Genomic DNA, 16,085 nt, shown 5'->3' with positions numbered 1-16,085 from the left:
CCTATCCTCCAAGTCCTGTCTCGTGGCGCCGCTTTATCGACGCGCCCAACCACTATTCCGATCTCAGCGGGATCGGCGTGAAGCCCTGCCCCGCGTCATCGCCCTCACTGTCTGCGAGGCCGAGCGGTGCCAGCGGACGTCGGTTGACGCGCAAATCGAAAATATCGAACCGGTTGTAGTGCCCGACGATGTCATGCATCTGCTTCGGCTGGATGCAGCGGTCGAGATCGATGTCGGCGTAGACGATGCCTTCATCGTCGATCAGGGGATCGCCGACCACGCGGCCGTCAGGTCCGATGATTCCGGAGAACGCGCTCGACTTGCGCTGCAGGCGCGCACGCGCGTCGGGAACGACCGTTTCCATCGCCGTGATGATCTCCTCCGACACGGTCGAGCAGGAGACGATCGTAAAAATCTTGCCCTCAAAGGAATGTGCGATCGCGCGCAACTTGATCGCCTCCGCCATGTCGTAGTCGGGGGGCGCGACCGGAAGCGAGATGTAGCTGGCGACATGCACGAGCTCACCCTGACCCAACAGCGCAAAGCGCGCGAGCGTGTTGGTGTTCTCGCCGCAGGCGAGCCCGCCGAGACGCCCGATCTCGGTATCATAGACGCGCAGGCTCGATCCGTCACCGCCGGTCCAGGTCAGCTTCTCCGCCCAGGTCGGCACCAGCTTGCGGTGCTTGCCAAGCACCGCGCCGTCCGGCCCGATGAAAACCAGGGTATTGTAGATCGCGCCCAGCGACACCGGGCTGCGCTCGTTCACGCCGAGCACGACGTAGCAGCCGGTATCGCGCGCGGCTTTCCTGACGACATCGACCTCCGGACCCGGCACCAGCACCGATGCCTTGGCGAGCTTCTCGAACCATGCGCTGCCCGTGACAGGATCGGTGATCCAGTTCCAGTAGGGATAGCCGGGAACGAACACTTCGGGGAACGCGACGAGCTTCGCGCCATTGGCTGCGGCTTCACGGACCAGTGAAGCTGCCTTGTCGGCTGTCGCGCCCGGGTTGAGATAGACAGGTGAAGCCTGGACGGCGGCGGCTCTAAAGCGAGGCAGCTTCAGCATTGGCCCTACCCTGTCGCTGGCTCATGATCGCCTTGCCGGAGCAGAGGTCCGCAAGCGTGATAGCATGGCGCGGCGTTGACTTACTTCACATGTAAACGTATGCTATCGCATATTTCTGGAGGGTGCAATGGCTGAACGGTCTTTTGCTCGCGAAGTCGAGGATCTCCGGCTCGGCGATGGCGATACGTTCCGCGGCGAAGGCATCCTCGCCATCACCAAGGCGCTGCTGCAGTCCGGCGTCGCCTATGTCGGCGGTTACCAGGGCTCTCCGATCTCGCATCTGATGGACGTGCTCGCCGACGCCAAGGACGTGCTCGACGATCTCGGCGTCGTGTTCCAGAGCTCCGCCAACGAAGCGGCTGCGGCGGCGATGCTGTCGGCCTCGGTGATGTATCCCCTGCGCGGCGCGGTGGCGTGGAAGTCGACGGTCGGCACCAACGTCGCCTCCGACGCGCTCGCCAACCTCGCCTCGGGCGGTGTCACCGGCGGCACCATGATCATCGTCGGCGAGGACTATGGCGAAGGCTCCTCCATCATGCAGGAGCGGACGCACGCCTTCGCGATGAAATCGCAGATCTGGCTTCTGGACCCGCGCCCCGATCATGAATGCATCGTCAATCTGATCGAGAAGGGTTTTGAGCTCTCCGAATTCTCGAACACGCCCGTGATGCTCGAGGTCCGTGTCCGCGCCTGCCACATGCACGGCAGCTTCGCCTGCAAGGACAACGTCAAGCCGGCGCACACTATCAAGGATGCGCTCAACAACCCCAGGCGCGACGTCAACCGCATCGTGCTGCCGCCGGCGGCCTATGAGCATGAGCAGGAGAAGATCAAGACGCGGATGCCCGCGGCGATCGGCTTCATCCGGGACAACAAGCTGAATGAATGGATGGGGCCGAAGCAGGGCAAGGTCGGCATCATCATGCAGGGCGGCATGTACAACAACGTGATCCGCGCGCTGCAATATCTCGGGCTGTCGGATGCCTACGGCAACACGCAGGTTCCGCTCTACGTCATGAACGTCACCTACCCCGTGATCGACACCGAGGTCGCGGAGTTCTGCGTCGACAAGGACGCCGTCCTGATCGTCGAGGAAGGCCAGCCGGAGTATCTGGAGCAGGCGATCAACACCGTGCTGCGGCGCAGGGACATCCAGGCGCGCATCCATGGCAAGGACGTGCTGCCGATGGGCGGCGACTACACCGCGCAGGTTCTGCTCGGCGGCGTCCGGGACTTCCTGGAGAAGACCGAGCCGCGGCTGCTCGGCAACCGGCCGCCGGCGCCCGACGCCGTTCCCGTGCTCAATCACCCCGCGGTCGAGAAGCTGAAGCAGGTTGTGCCGGCACGCCCGCCCGGGCTCTGCACCGGCTGCCCGGAGCGGCCGATCTTCGCCGCCATGAAGCTCGTCGAGGAAGAGCTCGGCCAGCATCATGTCTCGGCCGACATCGGCTGCCATCTGTTCTCGATCCTGCCGCCCTTCAATATCGGCGCGACCACCATGGGCTTCGGCCTTGGCCCGGCCTCGACCTCGGCCTTCAACGTCAAGGCCGACAAACGCTCGATCGCGGTGATGGGCGACGGCGGCTTCTGGCACAACGGACTGACCAGCGGCATCGGCAATGCCGTGTTCAACAAGCACGACGGCGTGTTCGTCATCGTCGACAATTTCTACACCTCGGCGACCGGCGGTCAGGACATCCTGTCCTCGCGCGCGACCAACAAGCGGCGCGACACCAACAATTCGATCGTCAAGGCCGTGAAGGGCATCGGCGGCCAGTGGGTGCGCCAGCTCGACCGCACCTATGACGTCGGCAAGATGCGCGACACGCTGAAGGAAGCGCTGACGACCAAGGAGGAAGGCCCCAAGGTCATCGTCGCCTCCTCCGAATGCATGCTGAACAAGCAGCGCCGCGTGAAGCCGCAGATCAACAAGGCGATCAAGGACGGAGTGCGCATCGTCAAGGAACGCTTCGGCGTCGATGAGGACGTGTGCACCGGCGACCATGCCTGCATCCGGCTCTCGGGCTGCCCGTCGCTTTCGGTGAAGCAGCTGGACGACCCCTTGCGCGACGATCCCGTTGCGGCGATCGACAATTCCTGCGTCGGCTGCGGCAATTGCGGCGAGGTCTCCGAGGCCGCCGTGCTCTGCCCCTCGTTCTATCGCGCGGACGTCATTCACAATCCGACCGGCTGGGACAGGTTCAAATCCAAGGTTGCGATGGCCGTGATCGGCTGGTTGCAACGGCGGCGTGATCGCCGGCGTCCGGCGCTCGAGGCGTTGGCATGAGAGACGAGACGGTCCGGCTGGCCCTCCCCGCCGCCGGTGAGGCAACCGAGCGGCCAATCTCCATCGCGATCGTCGCGATGGGTGGCCAGGGTGGCGGCGTCCTGACCGACTGGATCGTTCAGCTCGCCGAGAACCATGGCTGGGTCGCGCAATCGACCTCGGTGCCCGGCGTCGCCCAGCGCACCGGCGCCACGATCTATTATATCGAGACGATGCCGCCGCTCGACGGCCGCAAGCCGATCCTGTCGTTGATGCCGACGCCCGGCGACGTCGACGTGGTGATGGCGGCGGAGTTCATGGAGGCCGGCCGATCGATCCTGCGCGGCCTCGTGACGCCGGATCGCACCACGTTGATCGCATCCAACCACCGGTCGTTTGCGATCGGCGAGAAGATCGCACCGGGCAACGGCATCGCGGACGGCGGCGCCGTCACCAGCGCCATCGGAGTTGCCGCCAAGTCCGAGATCATCTTCGATCTGAACGCGCTGGCGATCGCGCATGGCAGCGTCATCTCGGCCGCGATGTTCGGTGCGCTCGCGGCGGCCGCTGTGCTGCCATTCAGCCGCGACAGCTATCTCGACGTGATCCGCGCAGGTGGGAAGGGCGCCAAGGCCAGCGTGGAGACGTTTGAAGCCGCGTTTGACCGGGTCAAGACCGGCTCACCCGAGGTCGCAGCGCCAGCGCCATCAAAGCAGGCCGATCACGTCCCCTCTCCCGCAACGCCCGATCCAGATCTTGCCGGGCTGATCGCAAGACTGAAGCAGGAGCTGCCCGAGCCTGCGCTCACCATGGCGCGCGTTGGCTTGAGGAAGGTCGTCGACTTCCAGGACGTCGCCTATGGCGCCGAGTATCTCGACGTTCTCAAGACGTTGCACGCGGCCGACCGAAGCGCCGGCGGTGGTGCGCACGCCTATGCCTTCACGGAGACCGCGGCAAAGTACCTCGCCAACGCCATGAGCTATGACGACGTCATCCGCGTGGCCGACCTGAAGACGCGCGCTGGTCGCCGCGCGCGCATCGAGAGCGAGCTCGAGATGTCCGAGGGACAGGTGCTCCAGACCACCGAGTTCATGCATCCGCGCATGGAGGAGGTCATGGGCGTGCTGCCCGCGGGCTTCAGCCGCTGGCTCGGCGCGCGGCCGCGCCTGCTCGGCTGGCTCGATCGCCGCGTCAACCGGGGACGCCGGGTGCGGACCTACTCGCTGCCCTGGTTCCTGACCCTCTACGTCGTGGCCGGACTACGCGGACTGCGACGCCGCTCGCTGCGTCACGCCGTCGAGACCGCGCATCGGGACGGATGGCTCAAGGCCGCAACCGACGCGGTCGCCGCCAACTACCAGCTCGGTGTCGAGATCCTGCAATGCCGACGCCTCGTGAAAGGCTATTCCGATACCCACAGCCGCGGGCTGTCGAAATTCGACAGGACGCTGGCGGCGATCAAGCTGGTCGAACGACGCGAGGATGCCGCCGATTGGGCGCGCCGCCTGCGCGAGGCCGCGCTGAAGGACAGCGCCGGCAAGGAGCTCGACGGCGTGATCCAGACCATCAAGACTTTTGCATGATTCCATCGGGGGGAACGCCGGGTGGATTGCCGTTCGACCCCCCAAGACGTCAGGATCAGGCGACTTGACTACGATTCTCAAATTGTTAATCGGAGCGAAAGACCCGCGATAATCCCTCCAATCGACGAGACATCTTGTACTCGATGGTCATGCAATGCCGGCAGCACTCAAAGAGAACATTGTTCCCGTCCCTGGTCAGATCGAAACCCGGCTCTGGCTCCAATTGCTGTCGCTGCATGGCGAGCTGTTCGCGTCGCTGAATTCGATGCTGAACTCCGAGTTCGGCCTGTCGCTCGCAAAATTCGACGTGCTGGCCCAGCTTGATCGCTACCGGGATGGCCTCGCGCTCGGGCAGTTGTCGCAAAATCTGAAAGTCACCGGCGGCAATGTCTCGGGGCTGGTGCAGCGTCTTCTCGCCGACGACCTCATCAGCAGGGAAATGTCGAGCGAGGACCGGCGCTCCTTCATCGTGCGCCTGACGCCGAAGGGCGAAGCGCTGTTCAGGAAGGCGGCCGACGTCCACAAGAAGCATCTCGGCAAACGGCTCGAGAATGTTTCGGCCCAAGAGCTGGACGGTGCGCTGTCCGTACTGAAATCCCTTTCCTCAAAACTTCATACCGAGAGCAAGAAGCAAAGTCGCAAGAGATAATGGCCAGAGAATCCAAGAGCAGATGGAAGTCGGGTCCGCCGAGGACGCGGGACCAGCTGCAAACCTACATCCCGTATCTGTTCAACCGGCTCGCCAATCGCTGGAATCTAGATCAGAACCGCGACCTGAGCGACCACGGCATCAACAATGTCGTGTTCCGGACGCTGTCGGTCCTGTTCATCTACAAGACCCTCACCGTCAATGAGGTCGCCGTTCTCGCGGTGACCGAGCAGTCGACGGCGAGCCGCATGGTCGAGTCCATGGTGTCATCGGGCCTCGTCAAGCGCGAGATCGCGGAGGAAGACCAGCGCCGCCGCGTCGTGGGTCTGACGGCGGACGGCGAGGCGCTGCTGCGCAAGATCTGGCCAATCATGGCGAGCAACTACGACAAGCTGATCGAAGGCATCGAGCCCGACGACATCGAGGTCTGCGCGCGCGTGCTGGCCAAGATGGTCGAGAACATCCGCCAAAACCAGATCTGATCTTGTTTATTGGAGCATGATCTTTTCGGAAAACCGCTTCATACTTTGCGCTAACGCGGCCCTCCGGGTCCGGATCATGCTCACGGACCAAGGCCGACGAGGCTGGTGCCGCCGCAGACATAGAGCACCTGCCCGGTGACGAAGTCCGAACGTTCGTCGAGGAAGAAACTGATGGCGTGCGCGACATCCTCGCGCGAGCCGAGCCGCCCGACCGGCACGTTGCGCGCCATCCGCTCCTGCTGCTCGGAGCCCTTGGGAATGATGCCCCAGAAATTGTCGGTCAGGATCGGCCCTGGCGCGACGACATTCACGGTGATGCCGCTCGCGGCGAGCTCCAGCGCCCAGGTGCGCGCCATGCCGTGCACGCCGGCCTTGGTCGCCGAATAGGCCGACCGCGTCGCCGCGCCCATCGCGGCCCGCGAGCTGACGAACACGATGCGGCCGAAGCGGCGCGCACGCATCCCCTCCAGCGCCGCCTGGGTCAGCAGCATCGGCGCGCCCAGATGCAGCTGCGCCAGCATCAAAATGTCTTCCGGCTTAGCATCGGGCAGCAGGTTCGGCAGGATCACGCCGGCATTGTGCACGAGGCGATCAACGGCGTGATCGCGGCAGATCTCCTGCGCGATCGCGCGCGTCTCCTCGATATCTGAGAGATCGGCGCGATAGGCCGCGAGCAGATCATGCGTCCAGTCCGGCTTCTCCAGCCCGACCGAGACCACGCGCTGCCCGCTCTCGACGAGCCTTTTCGCCAGCGCCTCGCCGATCCCCGAATTGCCGCCAGTGATGAGTGTGGTGCGGATCTCGCTCATGATCAAACCTGCCGCCGCTTGAGGTCGCGAAGGTCGAAGAACGCACCGTCAGACATCAGCCTGGCGACGAAATCCTTCAGGCCGCCGCGCTGGATCTTCTCGGTCGCGGTCAACGGCAGGCTGTCGACGAAACAGATCCAGCCCGGCGCCTTGTAGTAGGCCATCTGCTCCAGGCTCCAGCGCACGATCTCCTCGGCGCGCGCGCGGTCGGCACCGGCCGCCTCGGCGATGATGACCGCCGCAACCTCGTCGCCGCGCACCTGATCGGGCGTCGCGGCAACCGCGGCCTGCCTGATTGCGGGATGGCGGTTGAGGACGGACTCGACCTCGACTGCGGCAATGTTCTCGCCGGAACGGCGGATCACGTTCTTCTTGCGGTCGACGAAATGAAGGTCGCCGTCCGCATCGCGCGACACGATATCGCCGGTGTGCAGCCACCCGCCGGCCCACGCCTCGGCGGTGGCGGCCTCGTTCTTCAGGTACTCGCGGAAGAAACCGTAACGCGGGTCCGCACCCGCGCGCCGCACCAGGAGCTCGCCCGGCGTCCCGACCGGCGCGTCGTTGCCGCTGTCGTCGACGATACGAATGTCGACCTCGGGGCCCGGGCGTCCGAAACAGCTCGTGCCGATCTTGCGCGGCTCGACATTGGCGGCGATGACGCCGCCGCTTCCCGTCTCGGTCATCGCCCAGGCCTCCAGCAGCGGAAGGCCGAAGCGCTCCTCGAACGGCGCATGCAGGAGCTTGTCGACGCCGGCGCCGAAGCCGAAGCGCACGGTGTGCGCGCGGTCCTGCTCCGATTGCGGCGCGCTCATCAGCATCGAGGGCATCACGCCGAGATAATGCAGACAGGTCGCGCGGCTGTCGCGGACGGACGCCCACCAGGTACGCGGATGGAAGCGATCGAGCATGGTGAGGCTGCCGCCGACGGACAATATCGCCATCAGCGACACCGCCATCGCGTTCATGTGAAACAGCGGCAGCGGCGTGATCATGCGCTCACAGTCCGGCTTGAGATCGATCAGCCCGCCGACATCGCGATACCAGTTTCCGGAATGCAGGAAATATGTGTTGGTGAGCACGCAGCCCTTGGGCTGTCCGGTCGTCCCGGATGTATAGAGAAGCGCACATTCGGTCGCGCCGTCACCCGTGTTCGAAGGCCGCGTGCCGCCGAATGGGGCAGGCACGTCGCCTTCGCAGGTCACGACCGGGATCGGCCGGCCGGCCTGGCGCGCCGCGGTCTCGACCTCGTCGCGCCGCTCGGCGAGGACGAACGCCGCATTCATCTCGGAATGCGCAATGATGTATTCGAGCTCGCTGATCCGCAAATCGGGATTGATCGGCACCACGGAGACGCCGAGCCCGTTCAGCGCGAACCACAGCTCGATGAACACCGGCCGGTTCTGGAGCAGCAGCCCGACCCTGTGGCCTTCGCCATAGCCCCGGCTTGCAAAAGCCGAGCGCCAGCGCTCGACCCGATCGAGCATGGTGCGGTAGGAAATCTCGCCTGCCGCGATGCCATAGATATCGGCGGTCTCCGGCAGCACGTTGAGAAAGCCTGCCTCCTCCCGGCGAAGGGCGGTCTCGCGAAAGCGGGCGTAGACTGTGGTCGCAGCGGTCAAGGCGTACTCACATGAAAAGCTGGATGTTGCCGAACGGCGCGTCGAAATTGACGAGATCGACCCGCTTGAGCTTGATCTTCAGGGCATCGCCGACCTCTACGAATTCGTGCGACGCCCATCCCGAATAGCGCTCCAGCAGATCGCCACGGGTCTCGGTGTAGATATAGGACGTCCGCGCCTTGTAGACGCCCGCAGCCGGGTCGCACGCCACGATCCGCGGTGCCTGGAGAAGATGATGGCAACGGCTCTTCGGCTTCTGGCTGAAGGTCCGCTCGCCGGCGAGCCGCTCGACCCGCACCTTCAGGAGCAGCAGATCCTCGTACATCAACGAGGGCTGGAGCACCGGATCCTGCTGCTGCCATTCGAGCGGCATCCAGTAGCGCCCTTCGGGGTGAAACAGATCGAGCCAGGCCTGCCATTGCATCGTGTCGAGCAGCTCGGCTTCCCGATAGATAAAGTCCGTGATGGCCTTCTCGTCGATCATTCCGCGGCCTCGACACGCTTGTCCATGTCCATGGTCATGAATTTCGACCAGGCGTGGAACTGGTTTCGCATCTGTCGCTCGGACGTGCCGTTGATTACGGCCGTGACGTCCTGCTCTTCATGGCTCTCGTAGAGGCGCCGCAGATTGACCCATTGATTGCCGTTGGACTTCAGTCCTTCCTGCGCCCGCTCGTACATTTCGAGATCGTCGTGCCCGACGATCGAGGTCGGCGCGTTGATGAAGCGGTTGTACATCAGCGCCCGCTCATAGAGCTTGTCCGGCGCGCCGACCAGGCGATAGACCCAGCTCTCGACCAGCGTCTTGTCGACCGCGATCGGGATGAAATTGCGCAGGATCTGCACCGCGCCCTTGACCATGATGTTCGGGAAATACACCGTGTTGTGCCTGACCTCGCCGAGGATCTCGTTCGCCCGCTGCTCGCCATAGGCCGCGACCATCTGGCCGAGATAGCCTTCGATGTCCGAATAGTTGGAATGGATGGAGTTGGCGACGCCGGTATGGCCATGGCCGTTCGGCCAGATCCTGATGCCGCTCTGTTCGTAGAACTCGTACGGGCTCATGAAGGGACCGTAGAGCTGCACCGCCATCGGTGTCTCCGTGGAATCGCCCTGCTCGCGCTTCCAGACCTTGACCGCGGTGCCGGCCGAGCTCTCATGCGCGACCATCGGATGGCAGGTGTCGGTCTGGTTCTCGACCAGCATCTTCCAATTGCAGGTGTGCATGTAGCGGATCGGCGTCGCCTGGACTGCGAGCTTCCCCTCCGGCGAGCGGTCGACCATGTTGTCGATGGTCGAGAGGCTCTCGCCGAAATAATCCTCGAAGGACACGCCGTCGTCGCTCAGGCGGGCGAAGATGAAATCGCGATAGATCACGACGTTCCTGACCTTCGACAGCCCCTCATTCGCTTGCGTGTCGCCAAAGCCGGTGCCCTCGTAGCCTTTCTTCAAGGGGATCGCGAGCAGCGAGCCGTCGGTCTTGAACGACCAGGCGTGATAGGGGCAGCGGAAGAACTTTCCGGTGTTGCCGCAGGGCTCGGAGGCGATCTTCACGCCCTTGTGCGGACAGCGGTTGTAGAAGACGTGGATGGAGCCGTCGGCGTGGCGGCTCGCCAGCACCGGCTGACGGCCGATATTGGCGGTGATGAAATCGCCGGGCTTCGACAGCTGGCTTGCATGCCCGACATAGATCCAGCTGTTCGGAAACAGGTGCTCCATCTCGAGCTCGAAGATCTCGGGGTCGACATAGACGTCGCGATGCACCTCGGCATCGCGCACCAGCGCCGCGATCGCGTCGGCATTCTGTCCGTATTTCGCCATGACGTCCCTCGCCTCCCCTAGAGATCCAGCACCAGACGTTCCGACTTCGCGCGTGATACGCAGATCTGCATGACCTTGTTGGACGCCCTCTCGTCGTCGCTGAGGATGACGTCACGATGGTCGGGCACCCCTTCGATCACGCTGCACTGGCAGATGCCGCAATCGCCGCGCTGGCAGTCGTACAGCACGTCGAGACCCGCGGCCTCCAGCGCCTGGATGATGGTCTGACCGGCCGCCACGCTGACGACCTGCCCGGTCGATTTGAGCTCGACCTCGAACGGCAAGTCGGCCGAGGACGATTGCTCGGCCTTGAACAGCTCGTAGTGGATACGGTCTGCCGGAATGTCCCTGCCGAGCGCAACCGCCTTCACCGCTTCGATCATGCCGGCCGGACCGCAGGCGTAAATGTGGGCGTTTGCAGCGGCATCGCCGAGCGCCGCTGCGATGTCCAGGCGGGACTCGTCGCTGTCGTAGTGGATGGACAGGCCCTTGGCGCATATCTTCTGCAGGTGCGGCAGGAACGCGAGCAGGCCTTGCGTGCGGCCCGCATAGTGCAAGCGATACGGGCTTCCTCGGGCCGCGAGATTCGCCGCCATCGACAGGATCGGCGTGACACCGATGCCGCCGGCGAACAGCAGCGCGGGCGCCGCTCCCTCATGCAGATGAAAATTGTTGACCGGCGCCGTTGCCTTCACGACATCGCCGATCTTCAGCGCGTGCATGAACTGCGAGCCGCCGGTCGAAGCCTCCTCGCGCAGCACCCCGAGCGCCAGCGTACCCTCGGGGAGACCCGGCAGAGCCATCAGCGAGTACGGCCGGTCGCCTCCATTCGGGAGCGCCACGCGGATATGGGCGCCCGCCTGCCATCGCGGCGCGACGCCGTCCTCCACGCCAAACACAAGGCTCCGTATGAACGGCGTCTCCGCGGCATACGATCTGACCTTGAGCTTGAGCGGATGCGTGTCCATTCAGGCATCTCACGAATTATATGAATTTGCATATTTTTAGACATGTAATAATTAGCTGTCAATCGCCGGCGCGGGCTCAGGCTCGGATTGCAGTCCGAGGCGCGTCTCGTTGGTGCAGGACGGTTGGCGCTGCCCCCTCCGAGGTTGCCCACGCCTCAGCGGATGACGGATCACTCCGAAGAACGGCCGGCCGCGCGTTCAATAGACTTTGCTGCCCGTGCACACGCCGCCTTTGAGCGCCCGCCCCGATCCATCATGGGCCGTGGGAAGACCTCAACTCAAGCCATTCATTTTACTGAGATATTCCATCTCGGACGACCCGCCGACGCCGCGTTCAGTGCCCTGGTGACCGCGCAAGAAGACAGCAATCGCGCTGCAAGCACAGCAATCGCTCTGGAGCGGGGAAGCATCCACGCCGCTAACGGTTGAGGGTAGCAAATCCAAGACCAAGCCATGTCCCTGTCCCCGAGCGGCACCGCCACACCCGCCTCCATTGTCGAGGCTCAGAAAGCCGTTCTGGGCAATCCACCAAAGGCACGCGCGAGCTTTGCCAAAGGCCGCTGCGTCCGGGGGACCTACATCCCTTCGGATCGGGCCGACGAGGTCACGAAGTCGCGGAGCTTCACAACACCATCGCGCGTGCTGGCGCGCTTCTCGGTGGACGGCGGCCCCCGCGGATCCGAGACCGGGGATCTCACGCTGCGCGGCTTCAGCTTCAGGCTCGGCAACGACGAGCATCGCTCCGACATCCTCACACAGAGCGCTCCGGTTCATTATGCGAGGACGCTCGATCAAATGCTGGCATTCCTCACCTCGCGCATGCCCGGACGCGACGGCAGGCCGGACCTGGAGAAGATCAAGGCGTTCTCCACCGCCAATCCCGAAACGCTGCGTCAGGCGAACTACATCGCCGCGCATCCACCTCCCCCGAGTTTTGCCGGCACGACCTACTGGGCCGTCCACGCCTTCCCCGCAACGAATTCGAAGGGCGAGACGCAGTTCATCAAATTCAAGGTCGTCCCGGTCGGTGGCGAACTTGCGATGATCGAGGGCAAGGTCAGGACGACGTCCGCCGACGTCCTGCACGACGATCTCAAAGGAAGGATCGCGACACGCGATATCCGGTTCAGCCTGATGGCGCTGCTCGGCCGTCCCGACGACCCGACGCAGGACGTCACGATCCAGTGGCCGTATGAGGACAGCCGGGAAGCCGTACGGCTCGGAACGATCGTGATCACCGCGATCGAAGCGGACGAGACGTGCGATACTTCCGGCTTCGATCCGGCGAATCTTGCGGAAGGAATCGGTTATCCGCCGGATGAGATCTTCGCGGCGCGCCGCGCCGCCTATGCCAATTCACTGGCGCAGCGCCGCTGATCGGACGATCACGTCTCGCTGTCCCTGATGCCAAGCGCTTCGCGGCGCCATGCCGCCGGGCTGACGCCCACCTGCGCCGAGAACACCTTCGTCAAATGGCTTTGATTGGCGAACCCGACCGAGATCGCAATCTCGGACAGCGGCAGGTCGCGCAGGGTCATCAACTGCTTTGCCGCCTTTACACGCTGGCGGAGCAGCCACTGGTGAGGCGGAAGGCCGGTCGAGATTCGAAACGCGCGGGAAAAATGGCTAACCGAGAGACCAAACTCGGCCGCGATCTGTTGCAGTGAAAGCGTCCCGCCCAGATCCGAGTCGAGCCTTTCGCAGGCTCGCCTCACCTGCCATGGGGAAAGACCGCCCCGGGCCGCATCCGCGACGCGATGCCATCCGCCATAGGTCTGGGCAATGTGGGCCGTGAACGCGAGCATCATGTGGTCGATGAAGAGCTGGTTGGCCTCTGCCGGACGACTCAGTCCTTCCAACATCAGGGCGCCGACATGGCGCATGATCTCGTCGTCATGGCCGAAACCATACCGGCATGCGAGGTCGCCAATGGGCGGCGCGCGAGCCTCTCGCGCGATTCCGTCGAGCGTCAGACGGGGAAGATAGAAATGGACGGAATGGAACGGCTTGTCGATGACGAAGCGGGGATCGTGCCGGAGATCGTACAGATATGTCGTGCCGGCTCTGACATCCGTCTTCGTGAAGCACTTGCCGTGCTCCCAGAGCTCGCAGTCAGGATAATCCTGCAGCTTCAGGCTGACGAGATAGGCGTCGTCGGCAAGCGAGCCGGAAAGACCCTCTACCGGCTCACTGTTCAGGGTTTCGGTGACCGCAACGTCGACGCCTCGCCGCGACCGCGTGATCAGCGAAGGCGGCGCATCCGCCAGGCTCAACTGCCGCTTGACCCTCTGTCCGAAGGTGCCCGCCAGTGCCATTCGATCGACCCATCCGTGGAATTTTGACCAGGCAACCCATCTGACTGCCGTCGCCCTGGAGGTCGGTAGCATTATCCGCTTCAGAGTACGGCGGTCCAGTCGCGTCGCGGCGTGATTTGCGATTGCGACGGGGCGCCGCGGTCGATTGTGGCAAAGCCATTTTCAGAAGCGATTTCAATATCTAATGCGTAAATCATGAGCTTGATTCTCCACAGTCGTCCAAGGATCGCCGATCACAAGATCTCGCGTCCGAGCGCTTTGAGCAGAATCAGGACAAGCACCGCGGTTTCAGGAAAGACCCCGTAGTCCCACGTGCCTAGAAAACCACACCGAGCGCTCGCGGCGCGCTGCGGCACCCGTACGGGCGCAAAAGAAGCGATGGCTTCACGCCGGGCGCGCAAATCGCGCTCAGCCGCGAGTGCAAGGCCCCTGAGACGAGCACGTCCAATGAGCAAACCGATCTCGCACAATTCTGCGCGTGAAAATCCTCCGGCCGCATCCGAGCCAAGCCAAGGCCGGTCGTCGGTGACCGGGCGGCGTGCCGCTGATGCCGAGATGGCGCGTGTGCTCCACACCGAACCATTTCGCGTGGCATTGGACTCCTCCGGTGCCGGGATCGCCCACTGGAAACACGAACCCTTGCACGACGTCGTCGAGCCCATGAGCCACCACGTCATCATGGCCTACAACGGCGCGGTGCAGCACATGGAGCGGCGGTCAGGACGGTCCGTTGCGATTGGAACGTTTCGTCGCGGGGCTGTGATCATCATTCCCGAAGGATCGAGCTCCCGATGGGATATTCCGAAGCCCGTCGACGTCGTTCAGCTCTATCTCCCCCACGCAACGCTGAAACGCGTCGCCGACGAAGCCGCGAGCGGCACATCGAGCGAACTCCTGGAGCGAACGGCGCATCCTGATCCCATTACGTCCCGATTGATCCTGAGCGCGGTCAACACGCTGGAGAGCAATGGGGCCCTGGACACGCTGTTCAGGCATCAGTTGATCGACCTCCTGGCGATGCGTCTCCTGGTTGCCCATACCGGCTCGCAAGCCCCATTCCAGCCGACCATCGGTGGGCTTTCGCCCAAGGTCCTGGCCCGTGCCATCGAGCGCTTGCGCTCGGACAGCGATACCGACGTCTCCCTCGATGCCCTCGCCTCCGATGCCGGCCTCTCGCGTTTCCACTTCTGCCGCGCATTCAAGGAAAGCACCGGGCTCTCGCCTCACGCCTGGCTGCGCCAATACCGGCTCGAGCAGGCCATGAACCTGCTTCGCGATACCGACGCATCGATCGCCCTGGTTGCGGCAGAGCTTGGTTATGCCTCGCAAACGGCCTTCGCCGCGGCGTTCAAGCGATTGAACGGCGAAACGCCGAGCGATTGGCGACGACGCGTGCGTTAGCAGCAATCGCTCCGCGGGTCCCGAAGTGCCTTCCGAACGCGAGACTAGCTCCATGGACAAGCCAATCCTGCACGATCCTTTGGGGGCTCTGCTTGCCGCACCCGGTGCGCGCCATAGCGACTCGCCGAACGTCGAGCGGCGGCGTGCCGATGTGGAGATGGCGCGCATCCTGAAGACCGCGCCGCTGCAGATGGCTTCAGACCCCTCCAATGGCGGCATCGCGCATTGGAAGCACGGCGCTCTGCACGACGTCGTCGAGCCCATGACCGACCACGTCATCATGACGTACCCGACAGGCGTTCAGCGCCTGGAGCGACGCGCCGGAAAATCGGTTGCGATTGGAACGGCCCGTTCCGGAGTCGTGACGATCATCCCGGCTGGTTCGAGCGCCAGATGGGATATTCCCGGTCCTGTCGATGTCGTCCAGCTGTATCTTCCGCACGCAACGCTCGAACGCGTCGCCCGCGAAGCCGACGCGCCCATTCCCGGTGATCTTCTGGAGCGAACCGGGCATCTCGACCCTGTCACATCCGGACTGCTGATGAGCGGGGCGGATGTGTTGGAGGGCAACGCGGTTCTGGATGCACTCTTCAGGCAGCGACTGACCGATATCATCGCCACGCGCATCCTGGCCGCGCACATCGGCGAGCCGACCGCCATCGAGCCGATCATAGGCGGGCTGGCTCCCCAAGCTCTGCGACGCGCGATCGAACGCTTGCGTTCGGACAGCGATTCCGACGTCTCTCTTGCGGCGCTCGCTTCGGACGCCGGCCTGTCTCGCTTCCACTTCTGTCGTGCTTTCAAGGAAAGCACCGGTCTTTCGCCGCATAGCTGGCTGCGCCAGCATCGGCTCGAGCAGGCCATGAACACGCTGCGCGACACCGACATCTCGATCGCCACGGTGGCGGCTGAGCTTGGCTATGCCTCTCAAACCGCCTTTGCCGCCGCGTTCAGACGATTGACGGGAGAAACGCCGAGCGATTGGCGACGTCGCATGCGCTAAGCAGCAATCACTCTGCAGGCAGAGCAATCGCTCTGGCGCAACCGCAGGTCCGCTCCGCTAAATGATCAGGGTGCCCTCGATCCAATAGACGGAGACGAAC

At 63.9% G+C, this 16,085-nt stretch carries 14 protein-coding genes; 7 read left to right on the top strand and 7 right to left on the bottom strand.

What is annotated here, in order from left to right:
• Positions 1-52 precede the first annotated feature (52 nt).
• Positions 53-1,069, bottom strand: a complete 1,017-nt coding sequence (locus tag ABIA90_RS03030; RefSeq protein ID WP_354117237.1) for a carbon-nitrogen hydrolase family protein — start codon at positions 1,067-1,069, stop codon at positions 53-55.
• A gap of 127 nt (positions 1,070-1,196) precedes the next feature.
• On the opposite strand from ABIA90_RS03030, the gene ABIA90_RS03025 reads away from it, so the two are divergent.
• The 4 genes from ABIA90_RS03025 to ABIA90_RS03010 all read left to right on the top strand — a co-directional run bounded on the left by ABIA90_RS03025 (position 1,197) and on the right by ABIA90_RS03010 (position 6,049).
• Positions 1,197-3,356: a thiamine pyrophosphate-dependent enzyme gene (locus tag ABIA90_RS03025; protein ID WP_354117236.1), complete on the top strand. Its 2,160-nt coding sequence runs from the start codon at positions 1,197-1,199 to the stop codon at positions 3,354-3,356.
• Positions 3,353-4,918: an indolepyruvate oxidoreductase subunit beta family protein gene (locus ABIA90_RS03020; protein WP_354117235.1), complete on the top strand. Its 1,566-nt coding sequence runs from the start codon at positions 3,353-3,355 to the stop codon at positions 4,916-4,918. The genes ABIA90_RS03025 and ABIA90_RS03020 overlap by 4 nt, the downstream gene beginning before the upstream one ends.
• A 154-nt stretch (positions 4,919-5,072) precedes the next feature.
• Positions 5,073-5,567, top strand: coding sequence for a MarR family winged helix-turn-helix transcriptional regulator (locus tag ABIA90_RS03015; RefSeq protein WP_354117234.1), 495 nt, complete (start codon positions 5,073-5,075; stop codon positions 5,565-5,567).
• Positions 5,567-6,049, top strand: a complete 483-nt coding sequence (locus ABIA90_RS03010; protein ID WP_028153094.1) for a MarR family winged helix-turn-helix transcriptional regulator — start codon at positions 5,567-5,569, stop codon at positions 6,047-6,049. Before ABIA90_RS03015 ends, ABIA90_RS03010 begins: the two co-directional genes overlap by 1 nt.
• 80 nt (positions 6,050-6,129) lie before the next feature.
• Here the strand turns inward: ABIA90_RS03010 and ABIA90_RS03005 are convergent, their stop codons facing one another.
• Genes ABIA90_RS03005 through ABIA90_RS02985 form a run of 5 tightly spaced genes read right to left on the bottom strand, consistent with a single transcriptional unit; the run spans position 6,130 to position 11,266 of the window.
• Positions 6,130-6,858, bottom strand: coding sequence for an SDR family NAD(P)-dependent oxidoreductase (locus tag ABIA90_RS03005; protein WP_354117233.1), 729 nt, complete (start codon positions 6,856-6,858; stop codon positions 6,130-6,132).
• A gap of 2 nt (positions 6,859-6,860) precedes the next feature.
• On the bottom strand, positions 6,861-8,477 hold the full coding sequence (locus tag ABIA90_RS03000; RefSeq protein ID WP_354117232.1) for an ATP-dependent acyl-CoA ligase: 1,617 nt from the start codon (positions 8,475-8,477) through the stop codon (positions 6,861-6,863).
• A 7-nt stretch (positions 8,478-8,484) separates the two neighbouring features.
• Positions 8,485-8,961: an aromatic-ring-hydroxylating dioxygenase subunit beta gene (locus ABIA90_RS02995; RefSeq protein WP_354117231.1), complete on the bottom strand. Its 477-nt coding sequence runs from the start codon at positions 8,959-8,961 to the stop codon at positions 8,485-8,487.
• Complete coding sequence (locus ABIA90_RS02990; protein ID WP_354117230.1) at positions 8,958-10,298, bottom strand: aromatic ring-hydroxylating dioxygenase subunit alpha; 1,341 nt, start codon at positions 10,296-10,298, stop codon at positions 8,958-8,960. Before ABIA90_RS02990 ends, ABIA90_RS02995 begins: the two co-directional genes overlap by 4 nt.
• A gap of 17 nt (positions 10,299-10,315) precedes the next feature.
• The gene (locus tag ABIA90_RS02985; RefSeq protein ID WP_354117229.1) at positions 10,316-11,266 is read right to left on the bottom strand and encodes a PDR/VanB family oxidoreductase; all 951 of its coding nucleotides are present in this window, start codon (positions 11,264-11,266) and stop codon (positions 10,316-10,318) included.
• A gap of 453 nt (positions 11,267-11,719) precedes the next feature.
• On the opposite strand from ABIA90_RS02985, the gene ABIA90_RS02980 reads away from it, so the two are divergent.
• Complete coding sequence (locus tag ABIA90_RS02980; protein ID WP_354117228.1) at positions 11,720-12,643, top strand: catalase; 924 nt, start codon at positions 11,720-11,722, stop codon at positions 12,641-12,643.
• A gap of 8 nt (positions 12,644-12,651) precedes the next feature.
• Here ABIA90_RS02980 and ABIA90_RS02975 read toward each other — a convergent pair whose 3' ends face one another.
• Positions 12,652-13,581, bottom strand: coding sequence for an AraC family transcriptional regulator (locus ABIA90_RS02975; RefSeq protein WP_354117227.1), 930 nt, complete (start codon positions 13,579-13,581; stop codon positions 12,652-12,654).
• 447 nt (positions 13,582-14,028) lie between these two features.
• Here ABIA90_RS02975 and ABIA90_RS02970 point away from each other — a divergent pair, with 447 nt between their 5' ends.
• Both ABIA90_RS02970 and ABIA90_RS02965 read left to right on the top strand, forming a co-directional pair.
• Complete coding sequence (locus ABIA90_RS02970; RefSeq protein WP_354117226.1) at positions 14,029-14,982, top strand: helix-turn-helix domain-containing protein; 954 nt, start codon at positions 14,029-14,031, stop codon at positions 14,980-14,982.
• Positions 14,983-15,034: 52 nt separating this feature from the next.
• A complete protein-coding gene (locus tag ABIA90_RS02965; RefSeq protein WP_354117225.1) occupies positions 15,035-15,985 on the top strand; it encodes a helix-turn-helix transcriptional regulator in 951 nt (316 codons plus the stop codon).
• Positions 15,986-16,085 lie beyond the last annotated feature (100 nt).

The sequence above is a fragment of the Bradyrhizobium sp. LA6.8 genome (assembly GCF_040547935.1).
GTDB lineage: Bacteria > Pseudomonadota > Alphaproteobacteria > Rhizobiales > Xanthobacteraceae > Bradyrhizobium > Bradyrhizobium barranii.
This window is presented reverse-complemented; position numbering and strand designations above follow the sequence as displayed.